The organism is Methanopyrus sp. KOL6, assembly GCF_002201915.1.
In the GTDB taxonomy this organism is placed as follows: Archaea; JAADCQ01; Methanopyri; order Methanopyrales; family Methanopyraceae; genus Methanopyrus.
In genome coordinates, this window is the sequence record NZ_CP019470.1 from 991,097 (window position 1) to 1,010,786 (window position 19,690).

Annotated in this window: 17 protein-coding genes and 1 tRNA gene; 5 read left to right on the top strand and 13 right to left on the bottom strand. The window is 53.2% G+C overall.

Annotated elements, in window-relative coordinates; genetic code table 11:
- Nucleotides 1-93: 93 nt before the first annotated feature.
- On the bottom strand, nt 94-1,713 hold the full coding sequence (locus BW919_RS05500; protein ID WP_088336032.1) for a hypothetical protein: 1,620 nt from the start codon (nt 1,711-1,713) through the stop codon (nt 94-96).
- Between the two features lie 94 nt (nt 1,714-1,807).
- Here BW919_RS05500 and BW919_RS05505 point away from each other — a divergent pair, with 94 nt between their 5' ends.
- Nucleotides 1,808-2,236 carry a 4Fe-4S dicluster domain-containing protein gene (locus tag BW919_RS05505; RefSeq protein WP_088336033.1) on the top strand — a complete coding sequence of 143 codons (429 nt, stop codon included), beginning with the start codon at nt 1,808-1,810 and terminating at the stop codon, nt 2,234-2,236.
- A gap of 472 nt (nt 2,237-2,708) precedes the next feature.
- Here BW919_RS05505 and BW919_RS05510 read toward each other — a convergent pair whose 3' ends face one another.
- On the bottom strand, nt 2,709-4,328 hold the full coding sequence (locus BW919_RS05510) for a homocysteine biosynthesis protein (protein ID WP_232452861.1): 1,620 nt from the start codon (nt 4,326-4,328) through the stop codon (nt 2,709-2,711).
- Complete coding sequence (locus BW919_RS05515; RefSeq protein WP_088336034.1) at nt 4,303-5,427, bottom strand: tRNA sulfurtransferase; 1,125 nt, start codon at nt 5,425-5,427, stop codon at nt 4,303-4,305. Before BW919_RS05515 ends, BW919_RS05510 begins: the two co-directional genes overlap by 26 nt.
- 91 nt (nt 5,428-5,518) lie before the next feature.
- On the opposite strand from BW919_RS05515, the gene BW919_RS05520 reads away from it, so the two are divergent.
- Nucleotides 5,519-6,373: an AIM24 family protein gene (locus tag BW919_RS05520; RefSeq protein ID WP_157666089.1), complete on the top strand. Its 855-nt coding sequence runs from the start codon at nt 5,519-5,521 to the stop codon at nt 6,371-6,373.
- Between the two features lie 43 nt (nt 6,374-6,416).
- Here the strand turns inward: BW919_RS05520 and BW919_RS05525 are convergent.
- The 3 genes from BW919_RS05525 to carB form a co-directional block, all read right to left on the bottom strand.
- Nucleotides 6,417-6,494: transfer RNA gene (locus BW919_RS05525), tRNA-His, on the bottom strand.
- Between the two features lie 29 nt (nt 6,495-6,523).
- Nucleotides 6,524-8,446 carry a hypothetical protein gene (locus tag BW919_RS05530; RefSeq protein ID WP_088336036.1) on the bottom strand — a complete coding sequence of 641 codons (1,923 nt, stop codon included), beginning with the start codon at nt 8,444-8,446 and terminating at the stop codon, nt 6,524-6,526.
- Between the two features lie 116 nt (nt 8,447-8,562).
- Nucleotides 8,563-10,257, bottom strand: a complete 1,695-nt coding sequence (carB, locus tag BW919_RS05535) for a carbamoyl-phosphate synthase large subunit (RefSeq protein ID WP_088336037.1) — start codon at nt 10,255-10,257, stop codon at nt 8,563-8,565.
- Nucleotides 10,258-11,505: 1,248 nt separating this feature from the next.
- Here carB and BW919_RS07890 point away from each other — a divergent pair.
- A complete protein-coding gene (locus tag BW919_RS07890; RefSeq protein ID WP_157666090.1) occupies nt 11,506-12,225 on the top strand; it encodes a hypothetical protein in 720 nt (239 codons plus the stop codon).
- 169 nt (nt 12,226-12,394) lie between these two features.
- Here the strand turns inward: BW919_RS07890 and BW919_RS07895 are convergent, their stop codons facing one another.
- From BW919_RS07895 to BW919_RS07905, 3 genes are all read right to left on the bottom strand, one after another.
- Nucleotides 12,395-13,123, bottom strand: a complete 729-nt coding sequence (locus BW919_RS07895; RefSeq protein ID WP_157666091.1) for a hypothetical protein — start codon at nt 13,121-13,123, stop codon at nt 12,395-12,397.
- Nucleotides 13,124-13,528: 405 nt separating this feature from the next.
- Nucleotides 13,529-15,748 (bottom strand): hypothetical protein, encoded by a 2,220-nt coding sequence (locus BW919_RS07900; protein WP_157666092.1) that lies wholly within the window; start codon nt 15,746-15,748, stop codon nt 13,529-13,531.
- A complete protein-coding gene (locus BW919_RS07905; RefSeq protein WP_157666093.1) occupies nt 15,712-16,308 on the bottom strand; it encodes a hypothetical protein in 597 nt (198 codons plus the stop codon). The genes BW919_RS07900 and BW919_RS07905 overlap by 37 nt, the downstream gene beginning before the upstream one ends.
- Between BW919_RS07905 and BW919_RS08200 the strand changes: the two genes are divergently transcribed.
- Nucleotides 16,291-16,524 carry a hypothetical protein gene (locus BW919_RS08200; RefSeq protein WP_157666094.1) on the top strand — a complete coding sequence of 78 codons (234 nt, stop codon included), beginning with the start codon at nt 16,291-16,293 and terminating at the stop codon, nt 16,522-16,524. The genes BW919_RS07905 and BW919_RS08200 overlap by 18 nt on opposite strands.
- Before the next feature lie 3 nt (nt 16,525-16,527).
- A complete protein-coding gene (locus BW919_RS08205) occupies nt 16,528-16,731 on the top strand; it encodes a hypothetical protein (protein ID WP_157666095.1) in 204 nt (67 codons plus the stop codon).
- A gap of 72 nt (nt 16,732-16,803) precedes the next feature.
- Here the strand turns inward: BW919_RS08205 and BW919_RS05550 are convergent, their stop codons facing one another.
- The 4 genes from BW919_RS05550 to BW919_RS05565 are packed head-to-tail and all read right to left on the bottom strand — an operon-like array spanning nt 16,804 to nt 19,677.
- Entirely contained in the window at nt 16,804-17,232 is a 429-nt protein-coding gene (locus tag BW919_RS05550) for a hypothetical protein (RefSeq protein ID WP_088336040.1), read from the bottom strand.
- 2 nt (nt 17,233-17,234) lie between these two features.
- Nucleotides 17,235-18,299 (bottom strand): sugar phosphate nucleotidyltransferase, encoded by a 1,065-nt coding sequence (locus BW919_RS05555; protein ID WP_232452961.1) that lies wholly within the window; start codon nt 18,297-18,299, stop codon nt 17,235-17,237.
- Nucleotides 18,300-18,326: 27 nt separating this feature from the next.
- A complete protein-coding gene (locus BW919_RS05560; RefSeq protein ID WP_088336042.1) occupies nt 18,327-19,244 on the bottom strand; it encodes an SIS domain-containing protein in 918 nt (305 codons plus the stop codon).
- Nucleotides 19,201-19,677, bottom strand: a complete 477-nt coding sequence (locus BW919_RS05565; RefSeq protein WP_088336043.1) for a GtrA family protein — start codon at nt 19,675-19,677, stop codon at nt 19,201-19,203. The genes BW919_RS05560 and BW919_RS05565 overlap by 44 nt, the downstream gene beginning before the upstream one ends.
- Between the last annotated feature and the right edge of the window lie 13 nt (nt 19,678-19,690).

Sequence of the window (19,690 nt, forward strand, 5' to 3'; positions counted from 1 at the left end):
CCGGACGTAGGCGCGACGTAGATAGGTGGTGTTGAACGTACGGGCGGATTGAACTTCACAAGCTTTTCCGTTAAGAAAAAACACGGGTCATGGTTACGGTCCTCCCAAGACGTGCCGGAACCAATCCAATACCTCGAAACTCATCTCAGGATCAGAGGCGGCGAACCTCAGTAAGGAAGAAGCGAAATCGGGACTCCGTCCTTCAACCAATTCGCGGAATACTTTGAACGCCTGGCGCTCCGAGGCCAGCGACGTGCGTACGTACTCCCGGACGAACTCGGGGTCCCGGATGAGTTCCGGTCGTTCCACCAGCTTCTCCGCGACATCTTTGCCGATCTTGGAAAGGGAAGTCACCCACCACGGTAGGTGAACGGCGTCCTCCCAGCTCAGTGTCAAGACGATGTCGTCCGACCTCACCTCGATACCACGAACGGGTCTCGCACCGACGGAAATCCCGGTCTCGAGCCTCCTAAGTGCCTCACGGATCGGTCGTGCTCCGGTGATCTCCTCTAGATCCTCCACGGCGTGAAGCACAGACGTCGGGTCCGATGACTCAACTGGTACGTTCAGGTTCATGATCAAACCCGTAGCGATGGCGACCGAACAACCTGCTTCGAAAGCCTCCGGCAAGTCCCCTTCGATCCACACCTCCCACGGTGTCGGGGCTTCGACATCGACTTCGAACTCCTCGGTCAAAGTTTCGGGGACCATTCCCAGATCGAGCCTCCGCGTGAACCACACGAGTCGCGCCATCGACATCGGAACATTACGAAGAGGTCGGAAGCGGCGTCCCCTCCACCATCCCTCCCACCGGTAAACACCCGCCCAGACGTCCGACTCGAGCCTCTCCGGTTCACCACTCTCTTCACCCAGTCTGACCATCTCGTGTCGATCGAGCATCGGATCCGGGTTTTCAGCAGGGTTAATAGGACCGCGGACGGAGACGTAGACGCTCCAATCCTTGGGAGTTTCCATCAATTCCTCCGGATCAATCGGGAGAACACCTTCCGGAGTCTCTACGAGTAGACCCAGAAAACACGAGTCCGATCGGTAGAGCGACAGTTCGACGCAGTCCGTGAACTCCGCGGCCACCGGCTCTACCTCACCGATCGCCTCGACCAGGTAGAGGTCTACACTCGGTGCCCTAGTTCGTGCGAACCTCTCCCCGAGCGACGCGCGATCCGCGAACTCCACGATATTCCTATCACGATGGCTCAATTCTCGAGAATCCGGGGCGTTTAACACCGGAGCTAACTCATCGACGCAATCCCATTCGTCCCCCTGGTATCCCGTACACTGAAGGAGTGGGGCGCAGGCGAACGTCGCGGCGGCGTGAACGGCGTCTTCGGAACCTCGTCGAGCCTCTATCACCGCCCGGACGAGCGCTAACAAGACTCTGCCCCTCGTGGCGAATCCAACGTCGCAGTGTTCCGGTTCCGCGAACGGGCGACCACCTCGGACTACGTAAGGTCTGGCCGGGACTACCAAGTCCAACGAGGACATCTGTAGACGGTCGAAAAGGTTACCAGGTGTGTCGTAGTGTTCCGTCAATAACTCGCTAACGTCGCCAACGGGATCCTCACAACGGGCCCTGTACTCAAGGTACACTGGGTCCCGCCGGAAAGTTACCCTAAAAGCGTGACGTCCCGGCCTGAGACCTCGCTTTCTCGGACTTCCCATGAAAACGTCTTTTAGTTCGAATCCAGGCCCCATCCACGATCCTCCCCGATGACGACAGCACTACAGGCTGAGACTTCGATGAAGAGGGGCCGCTTGGCCGAGTGAAGACCTTAGCGGGTGATCAACGTTGGCCAAAAGAACGAGAAAGAAGATCGTAAGGATCAAGGCCACGGGTGACGTGGTCCAAGCCCTATCCGGGGTGGTTGAAGAAGGACTGAAGCTCAGTATACTTAACGCGTCCGTGTCGCCGGATACCGTGGCCGCCGAGATCGCGGTCCAAGCCGCCGACGACGAGCATATACGGAACTTCTTGCGTACCCTACGTGAGTTCGGTATCGAGGTCGAGGAGATCGAAAAGACGTTGGTACACGACGGAGACGAGTGTCTACACTGCACAGCATGCCACTCAGTATGCCCAACCGGTGCGATCGAGCTCAAAGGGATCGAGATCGAACTCGACGATGAGGAGTGTATTGTGTGCGGGTCATGTACGGAGATGTGTCCCTCAGGCGCTCTCCGTGTCGTCCAAAAAGGAGGTGAGCGAGGACGGCGATAGACTCCCTCAACAGGTCTTTCAACCGGTAGACACCACCTTCCAGAGTCGACGTACTTCTAAAGTGAACGAGGGTACGATGAAGTGCTCGGTACCGGGCTGACTCTCACTACTCGGTAGTAGATGGGGATAGCGCACTCTCGCGGCGCGTCTTCACCAGTAAACGCGTACGAGGTGGAGCATTGTTAGGATCCGTATCCGACTGGGAGACTTGCCGCGTCGACGGTGTGATGATTTTGGACCGCTCGAACGCCGCTCTTCGCAGTATCCACGCACTTTCGTCGGTAATGTCGACGTGGGTACTGGTCTATCGAGTCACCGTAAGCCACTCCGGGGACTCGGAACTTCTACCCACGATTGAGTGGACGCCTCTAAGACTCCGAAACTCCTAGGAAGGGTTTCGAGCGTTAACGCGTGGATTCTGCGCCGAACCCGATTATGGTGGGCATTTCCACCGTCTTGAGACTGCCTGTCGCTAGACGTTTCCTGAATCATGTCGCTTTTTCGAGGGTTCGCCCGATAATCGAAGGCCCTCATCGTGTGACGTTCCGATGGTGGAGGACGTCCGCGAGGAGCCGTTCGACGGTGTCTGCCCCCGTCTCCTTAGGGCCTCTGTGATGTCGGTCCTGGTTACTATCCCCACAACTCTGTCCCCCTTGTCCACAACGGGCAAGCACGAAATATTGTGCTCGTCCATGCGCTTTAATGCCTCGTCTACGGATTCGTGGAGCTCGATCGTGATTACATCCTCGGTCATGATGTCCTTGAGCCTCTTCTTCCCCTCCGCTACGGCCGCCGCGATGTCCCAGGACGTCACGATACCTACGATCCTCCCATCCTCGTCGACCACCGGGATATGGTTGATCTCCTTCTCTATCAACTTCCGAGCGACGTCCTCGATATTCTCGTCCGGTGACGCCGTCACAACGTCCTCCGTCATGATGTTCTCAACGCGGGGGAGGGAAGGAGGTCGGTACGGCATTGGTTTGAAATCGCTCTCTCTAGGCAGTGGCTCCGCGGGTCGAGTCAGCGTGAACTCTCCCTCTTCGATCTCTTCCTTTAGACGTTCCGCGATCTCGAGGGCTATTTTGTAACTGGACAGTGCCCCCGTTCTCACAGTCTTCCCTTCGATCTCCACTCTCCCGGATCTAAGTTCCTCGTAGGTTACCCTCTTCACCACTGGCCGATCACGGGACGGTACCCCGTAATCGACGATCGGTACCTCGATATCGGCGTCACTCACGCCCGTTGAGGCCGCTACCCGTTCATCGAGTACTGGGATGGGGACCCCGATGCCGACCGCTAGGCTTACACCGTACTTCTCCAACACAACAGGACGTAGATACTTGGGATCAGCTTCCTTCAGATCACCTTTCACCATCAGCGTCGCCATACCGCTGGACGGATCGTGTTGCGTGCCTTCCCCTATGATGTACCCGTGAGACCCGGCGAGCCATATTCGCGTACCTATTCCGATAGTTCGAAACTCGGGATCGTTCGCGAGCGGATTCAACTGACCCGCGCCGCAGTATGTGACGTTCCCGTACTCGGGGAGCAACTTGCCCATGTAAGTGTACAGAGTCTCCTCTGAGGAGTTCGTCGCCGCGACGTACCTCTGATAGGAATTCCTCGGATTGACTATCACTGCCTGGTTGATGTCATCGATCGTGATCAGCGTTTCGACGGATTCCCTCGGGTAACAGTCGGTAACGAACCCCTCCGCCCGCAACACGACTTCTTCACCGGACGCCAGCTCGTGGATAACGTGTGCCCCTCCGTACTTGATACCACGATCCTCGCTAGGCTGGGTAGCGCCCAGATAAGCGTCCACCGCGGCGATACCTGTGTAGGCTTCCACTCCGTTCAACCAGACCCGCCTCATCTTGATAGGGGGGTCCGAGTGCCCGAAGTTCAGGAACACGCCCGAGCTGCACATGGGTCCGAAGGTGGCGCACGTGACCACATCTACCTCTTTAGCGGCACGTTCGGGCCCGATATCTTCGACGATCTCCACCATCTCCTCCGCGGTCACCACACAAACCTCTCCACGCTCGATCCGGTGGTTAATCTCATCGATACTCTTCCGACCCGGCAACGCCGGAACCCCGCAGGCCGCGGTGGAGCACACCCAGTCCCTCCTCTAACTTAAGCACCTTCCCCGGATCCGCTGATTTCACGGGGTTACGCGGTGCCAGCGGACACGGGCGATGCTCTTTAGATACCTCGAAAAACCCCAACCGTTCCGAGAGGCGTTGCACCTCGTTCTTATCGAAACCCAACAGCGGGCGGAAGACCGGGAACCGTGCCACGCGGTCGATTACCGACAGGTTATCCGGAATTTGGCTCGCCACCTGCCCGATGACATCTCCCATAACCACGGCCACGGCTCCGACGTTTTCGCACACGTCACACGCTCTGCGTATCATCTCTCGCTTGCACAGTACGCATCGGTATCGGGCCGATTCACCCTCGAGCCCTTCCAACTTCTCCATAAAATCTTCGAAGTCCTCGATCAAAAGCTCCACGTCGGACGGTAACCACTCGGAGAACATCTCAGCGAGCCGTTCTACTGCATCCACCTCCGACCCGTACTTACCCCGGTCTAGATGCAGCCAAATCACCTCACATCCACGACGAGCTGCGTACCAAGCGGCTACAGGGCTATCGATACCACCGGATACAAGGCATACAACGCGGGACTGAGAGCCGTAGGGAAGACCACCCGGGCCGTCCTTCACCCACGAATCCAGGTACACGAATGTCCCTTCGGGCCGCAGTTCCACATGAATTTCAACATCGGGCTCGTCCAGGTCCACGGTCCAACCGGTGTGCCGCCTGATCAGGTCACCGAGCTCAACGTTCATCTCCCGTGAGGAAAGTGCGTCACTTGTGGCCCTTCGGGTCCGTACGGCGAACGATCGGGCCTTTAGATCGTCCAGTACGTCCTTCACCTCCGTGAACACGTCCTCGGGGTCGTGAGAGTCGACGTGGAGCGTGCGCGTCCACCGTTCCACACCGAAGGTCTTACCAATCGCTCCGGGTACCTTCGGGTCTGTGACCAGCAGGCGACCTTCTAGCCGTTTCACCTGTCCACCCGACTGTTCCTTTAAATTCCGTGCCAGCAACAGTTCCATGTGTCGTCGGACCGATGGTGATTTAACGGCTATTTCACCGTACATTACCAAGTATTCCACGAGGATTACCCCGACAGGATTCGGCTAGGATCGGCTCTTTTGAAGTTGTGTGACGCTGATGCAATGAGGGGGGTGCCCGACGCTGGGACTGTTGGATTCGTTGCTCGGGGGAGAAGGTGAAGAGTCCGGTGAGGCTGAAGTGCGAGAAGTGCGGGATGAGGTCATTGAAGTAGAACTCATCCGGGGTCCGGTGTACTTCAAGAACGACAGTATCATCGCGGCCCGGGGCAACCTGGATTTCTCTGCGACTAAACCGATCCGATCTTCTGGAGGGATCATGGGTCTCTTAGAGAAGGTGCTTAAGGCGAAAATGCTCGGTATGAAACGGTACTTTGTGAGAGTCGATGGGTCGGGCGTGTTGTACGCAGGTGACGGTGGTAAGGTCCGTGTACTGGAGGTGCCGGAGGGTGAACACCTCACAGTTAACCAGGACCGGCTGCTCTTCACGACCGCTCCGGCAGACGTGGCGGCTCAACTCGATGCGAGCGTGCTCAGCACAGGGCTCATTGATATTGGGTTCGAAGGCCCCTGCAAGATCGTGGTAACCTCGGAATGCGATCCCGTGACCGTCAAGGTGGATGGAGACCCTGTATATGTCGATCCCGAGTGTTTGATAGCTTGGAGCGGTGATTTGACGTTCTCCGCGACTTGGAAGGGAAGTACGTTAGATTTCTTACTCGGACGGGAGCATGGGGAGGAGTTCCTACTCGAAGCGCATGGCTATGGGGAAGTTCTAGTGGCACCGTACGATGAGAGGATCAGACGGTTGGAACGGATGATCCGCCGCGCCGGTGTCAGAAGTAATCAAGGTGTCGGTGGAAGCGAGGGTTACGAGGAAGAAGGATATGAGGAGTACGAGGAACCGTCGGAGGAGGGTGGATTGCTCGACGATATTTTCGATCTCGACACCGACGACTTGTTCGACTTCGACATCGACTTCGACTGACTCCCTACAACCTTATCGTTACTAATTCCATAACGATTCGAAATGGGGCCGCGGCCGGGATTTGAACCCGGGGCCACCGGCTCCACAGGCCGGCGCTCTAACCAGGCTGAGCTGCCGCGGCGCCCCCGAACCTGCACCCCTTATGCTTGATTATAAAGGTTTCCGACCGACTACCCAGGCCACTGAAACCAACACTACTAGCATGCAGCTCGCTAAGTACGCTCGACTTTGATACCGTTCCCAACCCACGTAGTGAACGATTGCGGGCTTTCCGTCCGTCCTCACCAGCATGTAGGGACCTACGGGACATACTAGTCCTTCACGTCTGTTCACCACCCAAAACGGGGCCCATCCCCATGGTATAAGCACGAACTCGGCCCTTCCAGGAGTTCGGACTTCGATCTCGTCCGAGTCGATCCTCAGCGCACTACCGCACGGCCCCTTAACGACGTCTATGTACTTCACAAGCCTCGCGCTCACCTCGTCAACATCGGAACCCCGAGGCCACGGTAGAGTGTCGCCTGAAACCTTAATTACGACCTTCGCCCGCTCGACCAGCCCCAGTCTCACCGCCTCTCTCCACCCTATTTTATCGACCACGAGTACGTCCCCTGTCCAAGGTAATTCGCTGGGATCGAGCTCCTGTCCCAACCTTACGGCCCAGGGATACACTACCGGCACTATCGGCGGCCGTCCCAAGGCACTCGCTAATTTCATCCACAAGATACCGTACAGGCTGAATGATCCCACGTAAAGCACCTTGAACCGCTCCACCGGTACTGCGTCGTTCAGCGTCAACTCGGGTCTCCCGCGCCAGTTAATGTGATCAATTCCCATCGATTTCCGGACGACGGTACCTCTAATATCTACGTATCCGATCGGAAGGGTCCGCAGGTACGTGTCGAGCCTCCTCCTGGTAACTTCCATAGCCTTCGAGAACTCCCAGCGGTTTACGTACGGGTACGAACACGCGGACGGATTGTTCGCCAGCACCAGGGCCGGAATTAGCGATTGCAACTGCGGTTCCGATGCCCCCTGATAGAACGCCCCGGCTATCGAGTAAACGGGTTTTCCGGAGAACTCCGGTGACAGGGCCTCGAACCCGTTATCGCCGGTTACTAATACCCTCCAATTCGCCGTTCCGGCTGATTCCCAGTGTACCTGTATGGGCTGGAACGATACCGTCAGGGCTAGAACAGGGAATCCCACCGCAGAGAGACCCGAGCCGAGGTAGGCGATCCGTCGAAGTCGCTCGTAACGCTCGACGACGACCATCGACGAGAGTATTGCAGTCAACAGCACCCTCCACGGGTCCAGCTGAGATAACGGCCATACCGGCCCGATGATCGCCTCCGTGTACCACAAGATCGGCCACGGTAGCACCGGAAGTACCGATCCACCGCCCCGACTCGCCGCGAAAACAACACACAACATCCCCAGCCCGGGAGCCACCCAATGTTCCCACGGGGACGCCCGCGTCCACGCGGGTGGTATCCACGTGAAGGCCGACGTCAGGAAGTACGTGGATAGCGCCGCTATCGGCATCATCGGTAAGAGCGCCAATAGAAACCTTCCCTCCCGCATAAGTATAGACTCCAGTAGAAGGGCCGGGAGGACGTACAGTGGGTTCCCCAGAAGCGATAACACCCACAACCACAGTGCCGGTAGACCGCGGAGAACGTTCCTCCCACACCTCCATAGGATCAGTGCCGAACCAGCTGTCCCCAGCGAAAACGTCGTGGCCACTCGTGTAGAGAAGATCTCTACAACCTGGAAAGGCACGCTGGCAGCGTACACCATCATCGCCGCATCAGCCTTGGGTGTAATCATTTCCCCGACTTTGAGTATCGACCATATCCAGCACGGTAGTGAGCGATAGATGCCGTCAACCAGCGTGCACGCGAGATAGGGATCCCCGAACCACCGGTAGAAGAGCACCGCGGGTAGGAAAGGGAGTATCGGGTAGTCGATCATCGGAGGCCTACCGGTGTACGAATAGGGGTCCCAGTCTCCCCTGGCTAGTCCTCTCGTCCCGAGCAAGTACACTTTATGTGCTTGCACGGCTAGGTCCATAACGACAGCGTGTTTTCCCCAAAGTTCAGGGATGGCGGGTGAAAGACTGGCTATCGTGACAAGGAGCGAAATGACTACTGCCTCGAATTTAGACGGCCTGATGCTGTTCCCCCGGTCTAATCGTACCGCAGCGCTTCGCACTCCTCCTCGTACGTCGAGTAGAAGTACGGCGAGACCGCGGCGAACTCCGCGGCGCACGTATCCACCAGTTTATACGTGGCCTCCACACCGATGCCCAGCCGAGCCTCCCGAACCTCGTCCTCGTCCACCTCGAGCAGCTCTGCTATCTGCTCGTCCGAGAAACCCTTCCGCTTGATCTCCCGAATGAACTCCACGGTCTCCTCATCCGCCTCTCCGGTCCGGATGAGTTCGAGCAACTCCTCCCTCCTTCGTACTATCTCGCGCTCCATCTCGACGATCCGCTTCACCTTCTCCACGAACCACGGGTCGATTCCGGAGAGCTCCGAGATCTCTTCCACGCTCATCAGACCGCGCTTAAGCGCGGCGTAGACGTAGAAGATACGGCGGTCGTTCGGCGTCTCGATCTTACGGCGGATCTCATCCGGATTCGCCTTCAGCTCCTCCGGTGAAGGTCCCAGGCCGGGCTCTCCGATCTCCAACGATCGGATCGCCTTCTGAAGCGCCTCCTCGAACGTTCGCCCTATGGCCATCACCTCGCCCACGGACTTCATCTCCGTCCCAAGCGTCCGGTTCGCCTCCGGGAACTTATCGAACGGCCACCGTGGGATCTTCACAACCACGTAGTCTAGAGCCGGCTCGAACGCCGCGTACGTCTCCCCGGTAACCTGGTTCTCGATCTCGTCCAGTCTCAGCCCGATCGCTATCTTCGCCGCGATCCGCGCTATCGGGTACCCAGTGGCCTTGGACGCTAGCGCCGACGATCGGCTCACCCTCGGATTCACCTCGATCACCCGATACTCGCCCGTCTCCCGATTCAGTGCGAACTGGATGTTACAACCGCCCTCAACACCTAGCGCGTCGATGATGTGTAACGCCGCGCTGCGGAGCGTCTGATGCTCTTCTTCGGTTAGCGTTTGAGCGGGCGCGACTACGATCGACTCGCCGGTATGCACCCCCATCGGATCCACGTTCTCCATACTGCACACCGTTATGCAGTTACCCGATCCGTCCCTCATTACCTCGTACTCTATCTCGGCCCAGCCACCTACGTACTCCTCTATCAGTACCTGGTTCACCCGGCTGTACTCGAGGCCCCGCTCCACTACCATCTTCAGCTCTTCCTCATCCTCCGCAATCCCGCCGCCCGTACCGCCCAGAGTGTAGGCGGGCCGCACCACCACCGGGTAACCGATTTCCTCCGCTACTTCCTTAGCCTCTTCCACCGAGGAAACAGCCTCGCTCGTACAGACGGGCTCTCCGATCTTCTCCATGAACGCGCGGAACTCGTCCCGATCTTCGGCCCGTACGATCGTCTCCACTGGCGTCCCTAGTACCTCTACGTCGTACTCTTCTAAAATGCCCATCTCGTCGAGCTCGACCGCGATATTGAGACCAGTCTGGCCCCCGAGCGTGGGAAGGATTCCATCGGGCCTTTCCTCCTCTATGATCTTCGCCACGACCTGGGCGTCCAACGGTTCCAGGTACACTCGGTCCGCCATGTTCGGGTCCGTCATGATCGTCGCCGGATTGCTGTTCACGAGAACTACTTCAACTCCTTCCTCCCTGAGAGCCTTACACGCCTGAGAACCCGAGTAGTCGAACTCCGCTGCCTGACCCACGACGATCGGTCCGGATCCGATGATCAAAACCTTATCCGGAGTCTCGGGCACGTGAACCCGCCTCTGACCGCTCAGACCGGCTTAATAAAACCGACGGATGAGTTCGGCGTTGCCTGCGTGCGGGGTCTCTGATGCAACTTTTCGACCCTTAGTCATCTAACTGGGGCGAACGTGCGGAATGAGTCGATCCTCCGGGCACGGGTTGTGTGCGTGGATAGGGTGAGAGAAGACACGATATTAGACTGTTCACCGTGAGTGGGGATTGGTAACTCCAATTCAAGCTCATGAGCTTTTCATCGGGGGAATGTTTTATTGCCCACGGCGAAGGGAGAGGCAGCAGCGTTCACGTTTCGGACGCTTCGGAAGTTGATATAATAAGACTATGGATGCCCGGTGCGAGTGGCGTTTCGTCTCTTCATGGGGCTGAGGATTGTCGTCAGACCCACAACGTCCAACCAAGGTGCCCTGGATGAAGGAGATGGCTATCGGACTAATCGCAGTAATGAGCGTGAAAGCATTGTTTCACGGGTGGGTAGTTGCCACACTTAATCCCACGAACAAGGACTATTTAGTAGTATCGAATGCGCATCATGCCGCACCTGGGACGATTTACGTCCGGGGAATGTCGGAGTATATGCTAAGGTATCGGATGTACCAAGTACGCTACACTCGAGTACGGACCTCAAAATCACACGTAATATAGTACGGTGGGTTTCCCGCCGGTTTTGACGAGACATCTGGCATAAGGAATCAGAGTGGATGACGTCGACGATCGAACACTCTAAGACTAGTCTCTCTCGGACCACTTCGACTACTTCCGGACGCTTCTAAGGCACTACTGGGCGTGCATTACTCACCACCATAATAATATAATACTATGCCTGTGACTACAGCGGTTGATACGAGCTCTCAGGACCGGTGGCTGCGGGTCACGAGACGGGGGTTAAAAGTTGGCATCTGAAGGAGATTGGGTGATTGGCGTATCAAAGCAAGATGCAGTAACACGGATAGAGGGGGCGCGGGAGCTCCTCCTGTATCAGCATCCGTAAATAACGTCCATATTACCCATATTGTTAAAAACCAGTACTATGAGCCCGTCTCGCCCGCCAGGAATGTTTTATGCGCCTGCACTGCCAAACCCACCGCCGCAGGATGGATACAGGAACTCAAAGCCTCTTGGATATTACAACAATGACTACTATCAGCGACATTACCAGTATAATCACTACTTCCTGTAACATCTCCCTTGCCGGGGGCGTACTAATGCCGCGGACGGTGCGATGGATCGGAATAGCTAAGATGTTGATAGTGACAGCATTAATTGCTCTCGTAGGCATGAAGGTAACATTTCATGATTGGGTTTGTGCCACATTATGTCCCAGGTGTGGTAATTTTATCGTTATGAAAGTAAAACGTGTTCCATGTCAAACAGGTGCCGACTTGCAACCCGGTCACGTTAAAGTTTATGCATATTCTTATGGAAATGTTAAATATTTTGAATTTAAGTTTGGGAGGAAAGACTACAGAAAAATCTTAGTTCCATTGATACCTCCTAGAATTACTTCGCCCTACGTGACTGTGACAGGTAATCTAATTCAGATAAGCAAAATGGGTATCAAAGCACCTTTTAAAGTAATTGTACTTAATGCAAATCCCCGTATTTATGTTGACCAATACGAGATCAAAGTAAATGCCCCATGCAAAATTCTACTAGAACCATTCAAATTCTTTCCACCAGTATTCATTGTAGATGGTAAAGCCACCAGATATCCGAACAACGTCTCTTGTCAGAATGTAGCTATAATAATGCCATATAGCATGTCAGTAACACCTGGTAAGATATCATCTACAACTGCGGCCTCTGTAGTTTCCGTATCCGCAAAGGAACTAAAAGTTAACACCATATCAATATACGCTCCTAAGGGGATAACGATCAAATGGGAGCCACTCAACGTGCTAACCTGGACGTCTTACGCGGACATAATGTGGAGATGGCCGTACTGGCCTTACTCACTATAATAACCGCTATCGTGGTCCCGAAAGATTTTCCTACAGTGCCTTATCTTTCCGTTATTTCCATTTCATCCCTTAAAGCTTCTTCCGACAGCATGCGCTTCGGAGAATTACCCGAATGGGATCCTTATCTTGGTGGTGGCAGGCCCTTAGCACCGACGCCTTATTACATGTTCTACGCTTTCGGGAGAGTAAGCCTCCTACTGTTAATATTAGGATTGTCAATGTTAATCCTAGTGTCTAAAGGTGTTAGTAGACTTCTACGTACCCTTGTAGCGCTCGGATCTACAACCGTTGGGTTGGTAATTCCTAGCCCACTTCTGCCACTTGTTGCTGTATATATTTTGGGAGTAATTAGTAACTGTCCACTGCGTAGAGCTATTGGATCTGTCGGAATTCCCGATATAGCATTCTGCATAGAAGTAAGTAGAAAAAATCCATCCCTAGCTGTATTGATGGTGTCTAGTGCATGTCTAGCGGACATTATATTAGCACTGTTAGGGACCGAATCGAGAGCAGCTCCGTCACTGATTACGGCTTTATTCATCACTAAAGCGACATTGCTATCAACCTTAATAACATTTGGTGTGTCGTTAGTAATTAAAAATATCAGTTCCACATATAATTGGAAGCGCGTAGGCATAAGTTCGATTGTTTTGTCCATAGTGCAAATATGTTTATACGCAATACCTACAGCTTCAATTACTCCACTAGTAATAATTTCTACTTTGGGTATAAAATATATTGATCGATGGTTATTCTTCAAATTTGAGAATGTTAGAAGTCTCAGATTAATAGTATCGGTAATTATGGCAATATTATTCATATTCACCCTCAGTGAAGTTTCACATCCGAAATTTACCGTATCAAAAGAAATTTCGATAGGATCAGGTATGAAGTACATAATATCGCCTGACCCCTGGTTCACTGAATGCGTTAAGACGATATCGGCAGGTGAGCCCGTCTGGAACGCGCCGATACCGTTCGAACATCATCTAGCTCCGGCATCCCTGTTGGGGTGCCGGTTGGGAGATCCTAGGGCACTGTCTCCCCCGTTCCCGACATCGCCGATCCTCATTCAGCCGAGTGTAAAGCTGGTGCTGGTATCGTCTCCGCCAAGATGGGCCGAACTCTCTGCGGAGTCTCTCGAGCTCGTTAAGACCCTGCGCCCGCACAGCAGCGTGAGGGAACCTCATCTCACGACTCCTCGTAGCATACGTGGCCATGGCCCAGTGGGCCAAATATATGACAGGTGGTGGTTTAGGGCTACCAGCAAGCGAGGACTGCTGGTGGTTGATGGTAAGGCCACTTACAACCGACCTTCCGCTCCTATTTCTACGATCTTGGCCTTTCTGAGTATTGTGATGGCCGTTATCGAGGTGAGTAGGAGGAGAAGTGAGAGTGCGTAAGCCTTGCTTTGGTGTCGTTCCCATGCTACGTAGTGTAGTGTAGTGGGTTTTCCGTCGGTTTTGACGAGCATGTATGGGCCGACGGGACAAGTTTGACCCTCCCGACCGTCTACTGCCCAGAATGGAGCCCAAGCCCAAGGAACAACCACGAATCGATGACCTCGCGAATCCAACACGTACTTATCGTTTGACACCCGGTGTAAAGCGTCATGAATTGGGCTGAGCTTCACGCACGACTCTCTAGCCAGTCTCTTGACTATCGGAGAGTGTAGTGAGTGGTGTACGGGGCCTAGAACGTGAATGTGGTGTGTTATCCTTTTCAGTCGCCGTACTACCTTCGACGGTGGTCCAGCGTCGAAAGCTCTACTGGAATAGACTACTATCACTTCTTTCGCCTCTTTTGCCAGCTTCTCAGTTTCAGGATAGCCCAGTGCCTCCGAGTCTACTACGAGTATATCTCCCGACCACGGTATTTGCTTAGCGGGTAATGATTGCCCACGTTCTACATTATACGGTCGTATCATCGGTATCATCGGAAAGTACCCAGTGGGAGCACTTCTAACTAAGTTAAGCCACAAAAAGCTATAATTAGTGTATGATCCCACATATATCACTTTGACACTTGTTATTGGAATTACATCCCACAATGACAGTGTTGGTTTTTGACTGAAAGTGAATCCAACGATATCGGAGTAGCTTCTAATAGTCTTGATATCGGCTCCATAATCTACACTTGTTAGCGGTAAGAGAGTCAAAACTTTGCGTGCGATATCCTCATCAAAAAGTTGGCACTGACCTGGATGTGCTAGTTGTTCACAACATTCTCTGCCGCCGCTATTGAGAAATAAAATAGAAGATAATATTCGTGAGCTCACTTCGGAGCATCCTTGGTAAAATGCGCCTCCCAAAATGTATGTTGGATGTTTGGATAATGTGCTTAATGGACATGCTAATGAGAATAATCCTAAATTGGTATTGGATGTTCTGTAATCATGCGAAACGATTGTAGGTGAGGAGAACTCGTATTCAACAATAATTGGGATCATTGGTGTGGAACTTACAACTTTTAATATGATACCTACGCTAATAAGGGAAAATATTGCAGAATATGTTGTGGTAGACAATTTTATCTTAGAGAATATTTTAGGGAGGACTATAATTACGAGCGTACACGTTATTAGTGGCATTCTGTACATATCAAGTTGTGTTAATGTCTTTGATATACTTAATATGGTATAATGAACTTTAGGTGATAGAAATACTGCTAATCCAAATAACGGAATTAATCCTATTGTTCCAATTACAAACTTCTTCTTGCGTGAAATATTAAGCAGGGATAGTGATAGAAATGTTATTGAAGTTACGACTATAGCCGCTAGTACGATATCATACACGTCAAATATTGAAAAACCCATCGTTGTAGATTCAGGCAAATTATCGAATTCTAACTTACCTACACTACTAGCGAATAATAATACTGGAAAAGTCACTATTATAGGTAGGAAGAAAATGGGGCTGTCTAGAATTCCAGCCACTATCAGGGGAGGAATAGAATAAATAAAATTTGAATATAATGAAGTTGTCCACAGTACGAAACTAAACATTCTCTTGATTGAATCTTTTAATTTTGAGTTCCATATGATGACAGCTATCGCTGCTAGTGAATAAGACATCGTAGTGGCTATTCTTATGTATTTGACTTCGTAAAGAATTGCGATAGGGTATAGCGCTAAATATGCTAGTAATGCGACAGTTGCTTCGGCGGAGTTGAGATTAAGTATTTGCAGTATGATCCACACGATTATCGGAGCTAATCGTAAAAGTTCTTCTCCAATGCAAGTTGCTAGAAAGATATCCTTTACCAAAAATTTATGGATTGCTACTGGCACCATGAATGGTAATATGGGGTAGTTAGCTAATGGTGGTCGTCCTAAATATGAATACGGATCCCAATCAGAGCCACTTAATCCATATTTTTCTATCAGATATGCTTTAAGTGATTGTATTGCTAAATCTAAGTAGATAATATGCTTGCCTAAATCCGGCGCTTCATATTCTACTATAAAATTAAGAATGATTATCGTTACAATAGCCAAAATGGTCGTAATTCTGATTTCCATGTAAATACACCCGAGTACGCGTTCTCGGGCAGCATACAGATTATGTTCCAGTTTCCTTGTACGAGTACTACTCCGATACCTTTAATTACTTCACCTCTCCCTTTTGCCACTACAAGGCTATTACGTGTCGGAATTAGAAGTAAATCTTTTTCAATTTCAACGGCATCTATGCAAGGAAATGATAAACAAATGGGATTTGATGAAATACCATAGTAGGTAACAATTGGGTTATCAGAAGATCTCGTTAAGTTGTCATAATTTAGTGTAGGCAACATTGTAACAGGCGCACCGATACTGATCACTCCTACGCGTTTCAGGCCATATAGCATTATTTGTCTGCAGTTCACTACAGTTCGTGTTGGAAGATAGGTATCAACTGCAGGTCCTAAAACACTGGGGTACTTGAGTGTTCTAAGGAGATCGTGTCTATCAAAATATGGATAAATAACTTTCCCTTCTGCTATTTGGTATCTCGGGATAGAGGCTGCGTAAGAGTTCACCAGTGCGAGTGTTGCGATCACTCCTGCGGCGATGGCTTTAATTTGTTTAGTACCCACCATGCTGTCACCTCCAACATCACCACCGAAGCTACTGCGACTGAGAATTGTAACGCCACGCTCGGTAGTGGTACGATAGGCCAGGCTTGGTACTTGTACCAGGCGACTAGGGCGTTGATTGTTGTGGTGATGAGAACCCCTGAGAGAACGGCTAGACGCGATGGCATCGGGTCTATTAACGTCCGTAGGAGCCAAGCGACCGTGGTCGACGCTGAGTAAGCGATGTCGGCCCACTGGTCGATCCCGACGAAGATCACTGCGAGGGCGGAGCCGAGGGCGTACAGGACTATCAGTGCGTCCGTGACTCCGTATGCGAGGAAGATCGGGGCGCCGGTGAAGTACGCGTACAAGTTCCCTGGGACGGGTATCGCCAACCCGTACACTAGGACCGCTACGGGAGCAAGGTACCCGAACGAGTACAGCTGAATGAGGGTTCTTGCCGGTCGCTTGACGACCACATAAATGGTTGCTAGAAACGGTAAGCTGGTAATCACCGTGTTAACCGTCACTACGGTTTCTGGGCTCAGCATATATCGGTCCTCCGACGATTTTCTCCGTGATTTCCTGGACGTAAATCCGTAGGGCTCGACTCGTGTCGTCCTCCCGTAGTGCCTCTTCCAGTTCGTCCTCTCGATCGAGCTTTAAGGACTTCTTCCTGTGCTTCGCGAGGTTCTCTGCTATTTCCTTTAGTATCTTCTCTCCGGTGATCCTGTAGAGGGCGAGTAGTGCGGCTTCGGCCGCGAGGCTGAATTCTGGTGGCGTCCAAGGTATCTTTGCGAACACCAGGACGAACGCGAGGACCATCGTAAATAATACGATGAGTGGGGCGAATGTCAGCACGATGGCTGCGATCAGCACGGGAAGGACGAAGAACAGGAAGAATAGATAGGCAAGGATTCTAACCGCCTCGCCCGCTTCGATCTTCATGTTCAGATCACCCACTCACCCTCGAGGTCCCGCTCGGCTTCCTTACCGGGAGCCACCCGAACGCTCTTGAGGTCGCAGCCACGCGCCTCGGCATCATGACCTAGCACACACCCGTCGAGACGTGCGTTCTCGATCTTGCACCCTTCGGCAACGATGGTGTTTCGTACCTCGGAGTCGACGATCTCGACGTCGTCCAGGATGACTGAGTTCTCGATCACGGACCCGTTGATCTCCGTCCTCTCGCCCACGTACACGTACGGTCCGACTTCGGAGGAGCGTAGCTCAGCCATAGGTGCGGCGACTACTGGCGGTTCGAACTCAGTGTCGGTGATCCGCGCTCCTACTACGGACTTGCTTGAACACTCGTACTCCATCAAAACGCGGTGTGCTTCTAGGTAAGTTTCTGGGAGACCCACATCCACCCAGTACCCGTCGAACCTGAACCCGTACAGTAAGCCCTCCTCGGCTAGCTTTGGAAAGATCTCACGTTCGATTGAGACGGGTCGTCCTTCTGGTATATAGTCCAGTACCTCTCGGTCGAGCACATAAGCACCCGCGTTGATGAGGTTCGACGGGGCCTCGTCCGGCTCGGGTTTCTCGACGAAGTCTAGGATACGGTTGTCGTCGTCCAATTCCACTACACCGAAGCGTGAAACCTCTTCCTCGGGAACGGGGTACAGGGCTATCGTGGCGATACCGTCGTGCTCGCGGTGGAATTCCAACATCTGACGTACGTCGAGCGAGGAGACGATGTCACCGTTGAACGCAACGAGGGTATCAGTCGTGGAGTCTCGGCACGCGAACTTGATCGCACCGGCAGTGTCGAGTGGCTTGGGTTCTACCTTCAGGTGAAGTTTCCTGGGGAGGGGGTTGGACTCCACGTACCGCTTGAGCTTATCGGAGCTGAAGCCGGCGGCGATGTGAACGTGAACGACGTCACGGGGTAAGGAGCGGATCACCCACTCGATAAGCGGCTTACCTAGGATGGGAACCAGGGGTTTAGGTGTATCCCATGTCAGGGGGCGCAGTCTTGTGCCGAACCCTCCTGCGAGTACTACCGCGTCCACGTTCAACGTTCGATCTCCCCTAACGTGCTACGCGTGGTTCCACCAGCTTCGTGCTTCCGTGGTGTCCACGGGACCGTAGGCCTCGTCGACCAGGAGATACAGTGTGGGGAGGGTTTCGACGGGCGCGTTCGGGTCGTCGGGGTCAACGTTGAGCCCAAGGTCGTCGGGTCGCACGACTGTGGTCTCGCCACCCGATCGCTCCTCGATTAAATCCGCACCCTCCTCGTTCAGGCACAAGTAAAGCCTTTCGGAGTGATCACCGAAGAACCTGCCATGGAAGAGCTCGTCGGATGTTGTCGCGAAGGCGTTGGCATCTCCTACCTCGATCGACTTCAATGCGGCCTGCTCCGCGGCGACGTACAGGTACTTGTCACCGATGAAGAAAACCTTCTCGCGGTTTCGCATCTCGAGGATTATGTCCTCCGGAACGCCGCGCTTCAGGTGGCGTTCCACCCTATCGGGGACGTCGGGATCCACGAGGTCTTCGTTCGAGAGTTCCGAGGCGTAGGCGCATAACGCGAACATAGCCGATACGATGGTGCGGGTGTTGAGGAAACCTTCCTCGCGCTCTGTCGGGAGGAGTAACAGATAGTCGGCGAGATCGGCCAGTGGAGAGTTCTCTTCACAGGTAACAGCCAGGATTTCGCAACCCAAAGCGCGGGCGATCGAGTGAGAATCTTTACCTCCTGACATCGAAACTACGACCGCGAGGTCGGCTCCATCAGCCCAAGCCGCTAGTCGCCCAGGATGCGATACCGTCGCGATATTCAGCTCGTGAGTGAACAGTAGCGAGGCGTAGTGAGCTACGTGGTGACTACTACCTGAACCTGTGGTAAGTATGAATCGATAAGACGATAATTTCGGTAGATCCTCAAATCTTAAAGCGAGCACCGCCCTCAGATCATCCGGGGTTCTTTCCACGTCGTCTCTCATGTGCTCGCTCAATCAGTACACCCCAGGTCATCCTATTGTTCATCCAGTAATTCCAGAGTGTAGCGGCGGCGATACCGAAAAGGGCCGAAGTGATATAATAAATATGGAGAATTTCGGTAAGCGTCCATAGGACTGTCGTGTTGATCACCAGACCGCCGGCACAGATAATGTTGAAGGCCGCGAGACGCTTCAAGAAGTTCAACAGACCTGGGTCTCTGCGATCTCTCCACGTCCATAAATCGTTCAGGACGAAGTTCGATATTATTGAAACCTCGACGGCGATTACGTTCGACATGACATAGTGGACTCCGACGATTTCCGTGAGGAACCACAAGAGACCGAGATTGACGAACACTCCCGAGAGACCGACGAGCGAGAACTTTAGGAACCTCTCCGGGTCGTCGACGCCCGGCGTTCGCTCAAGTACACGGAACAGGATCTTCAAAGTCCATCACCCG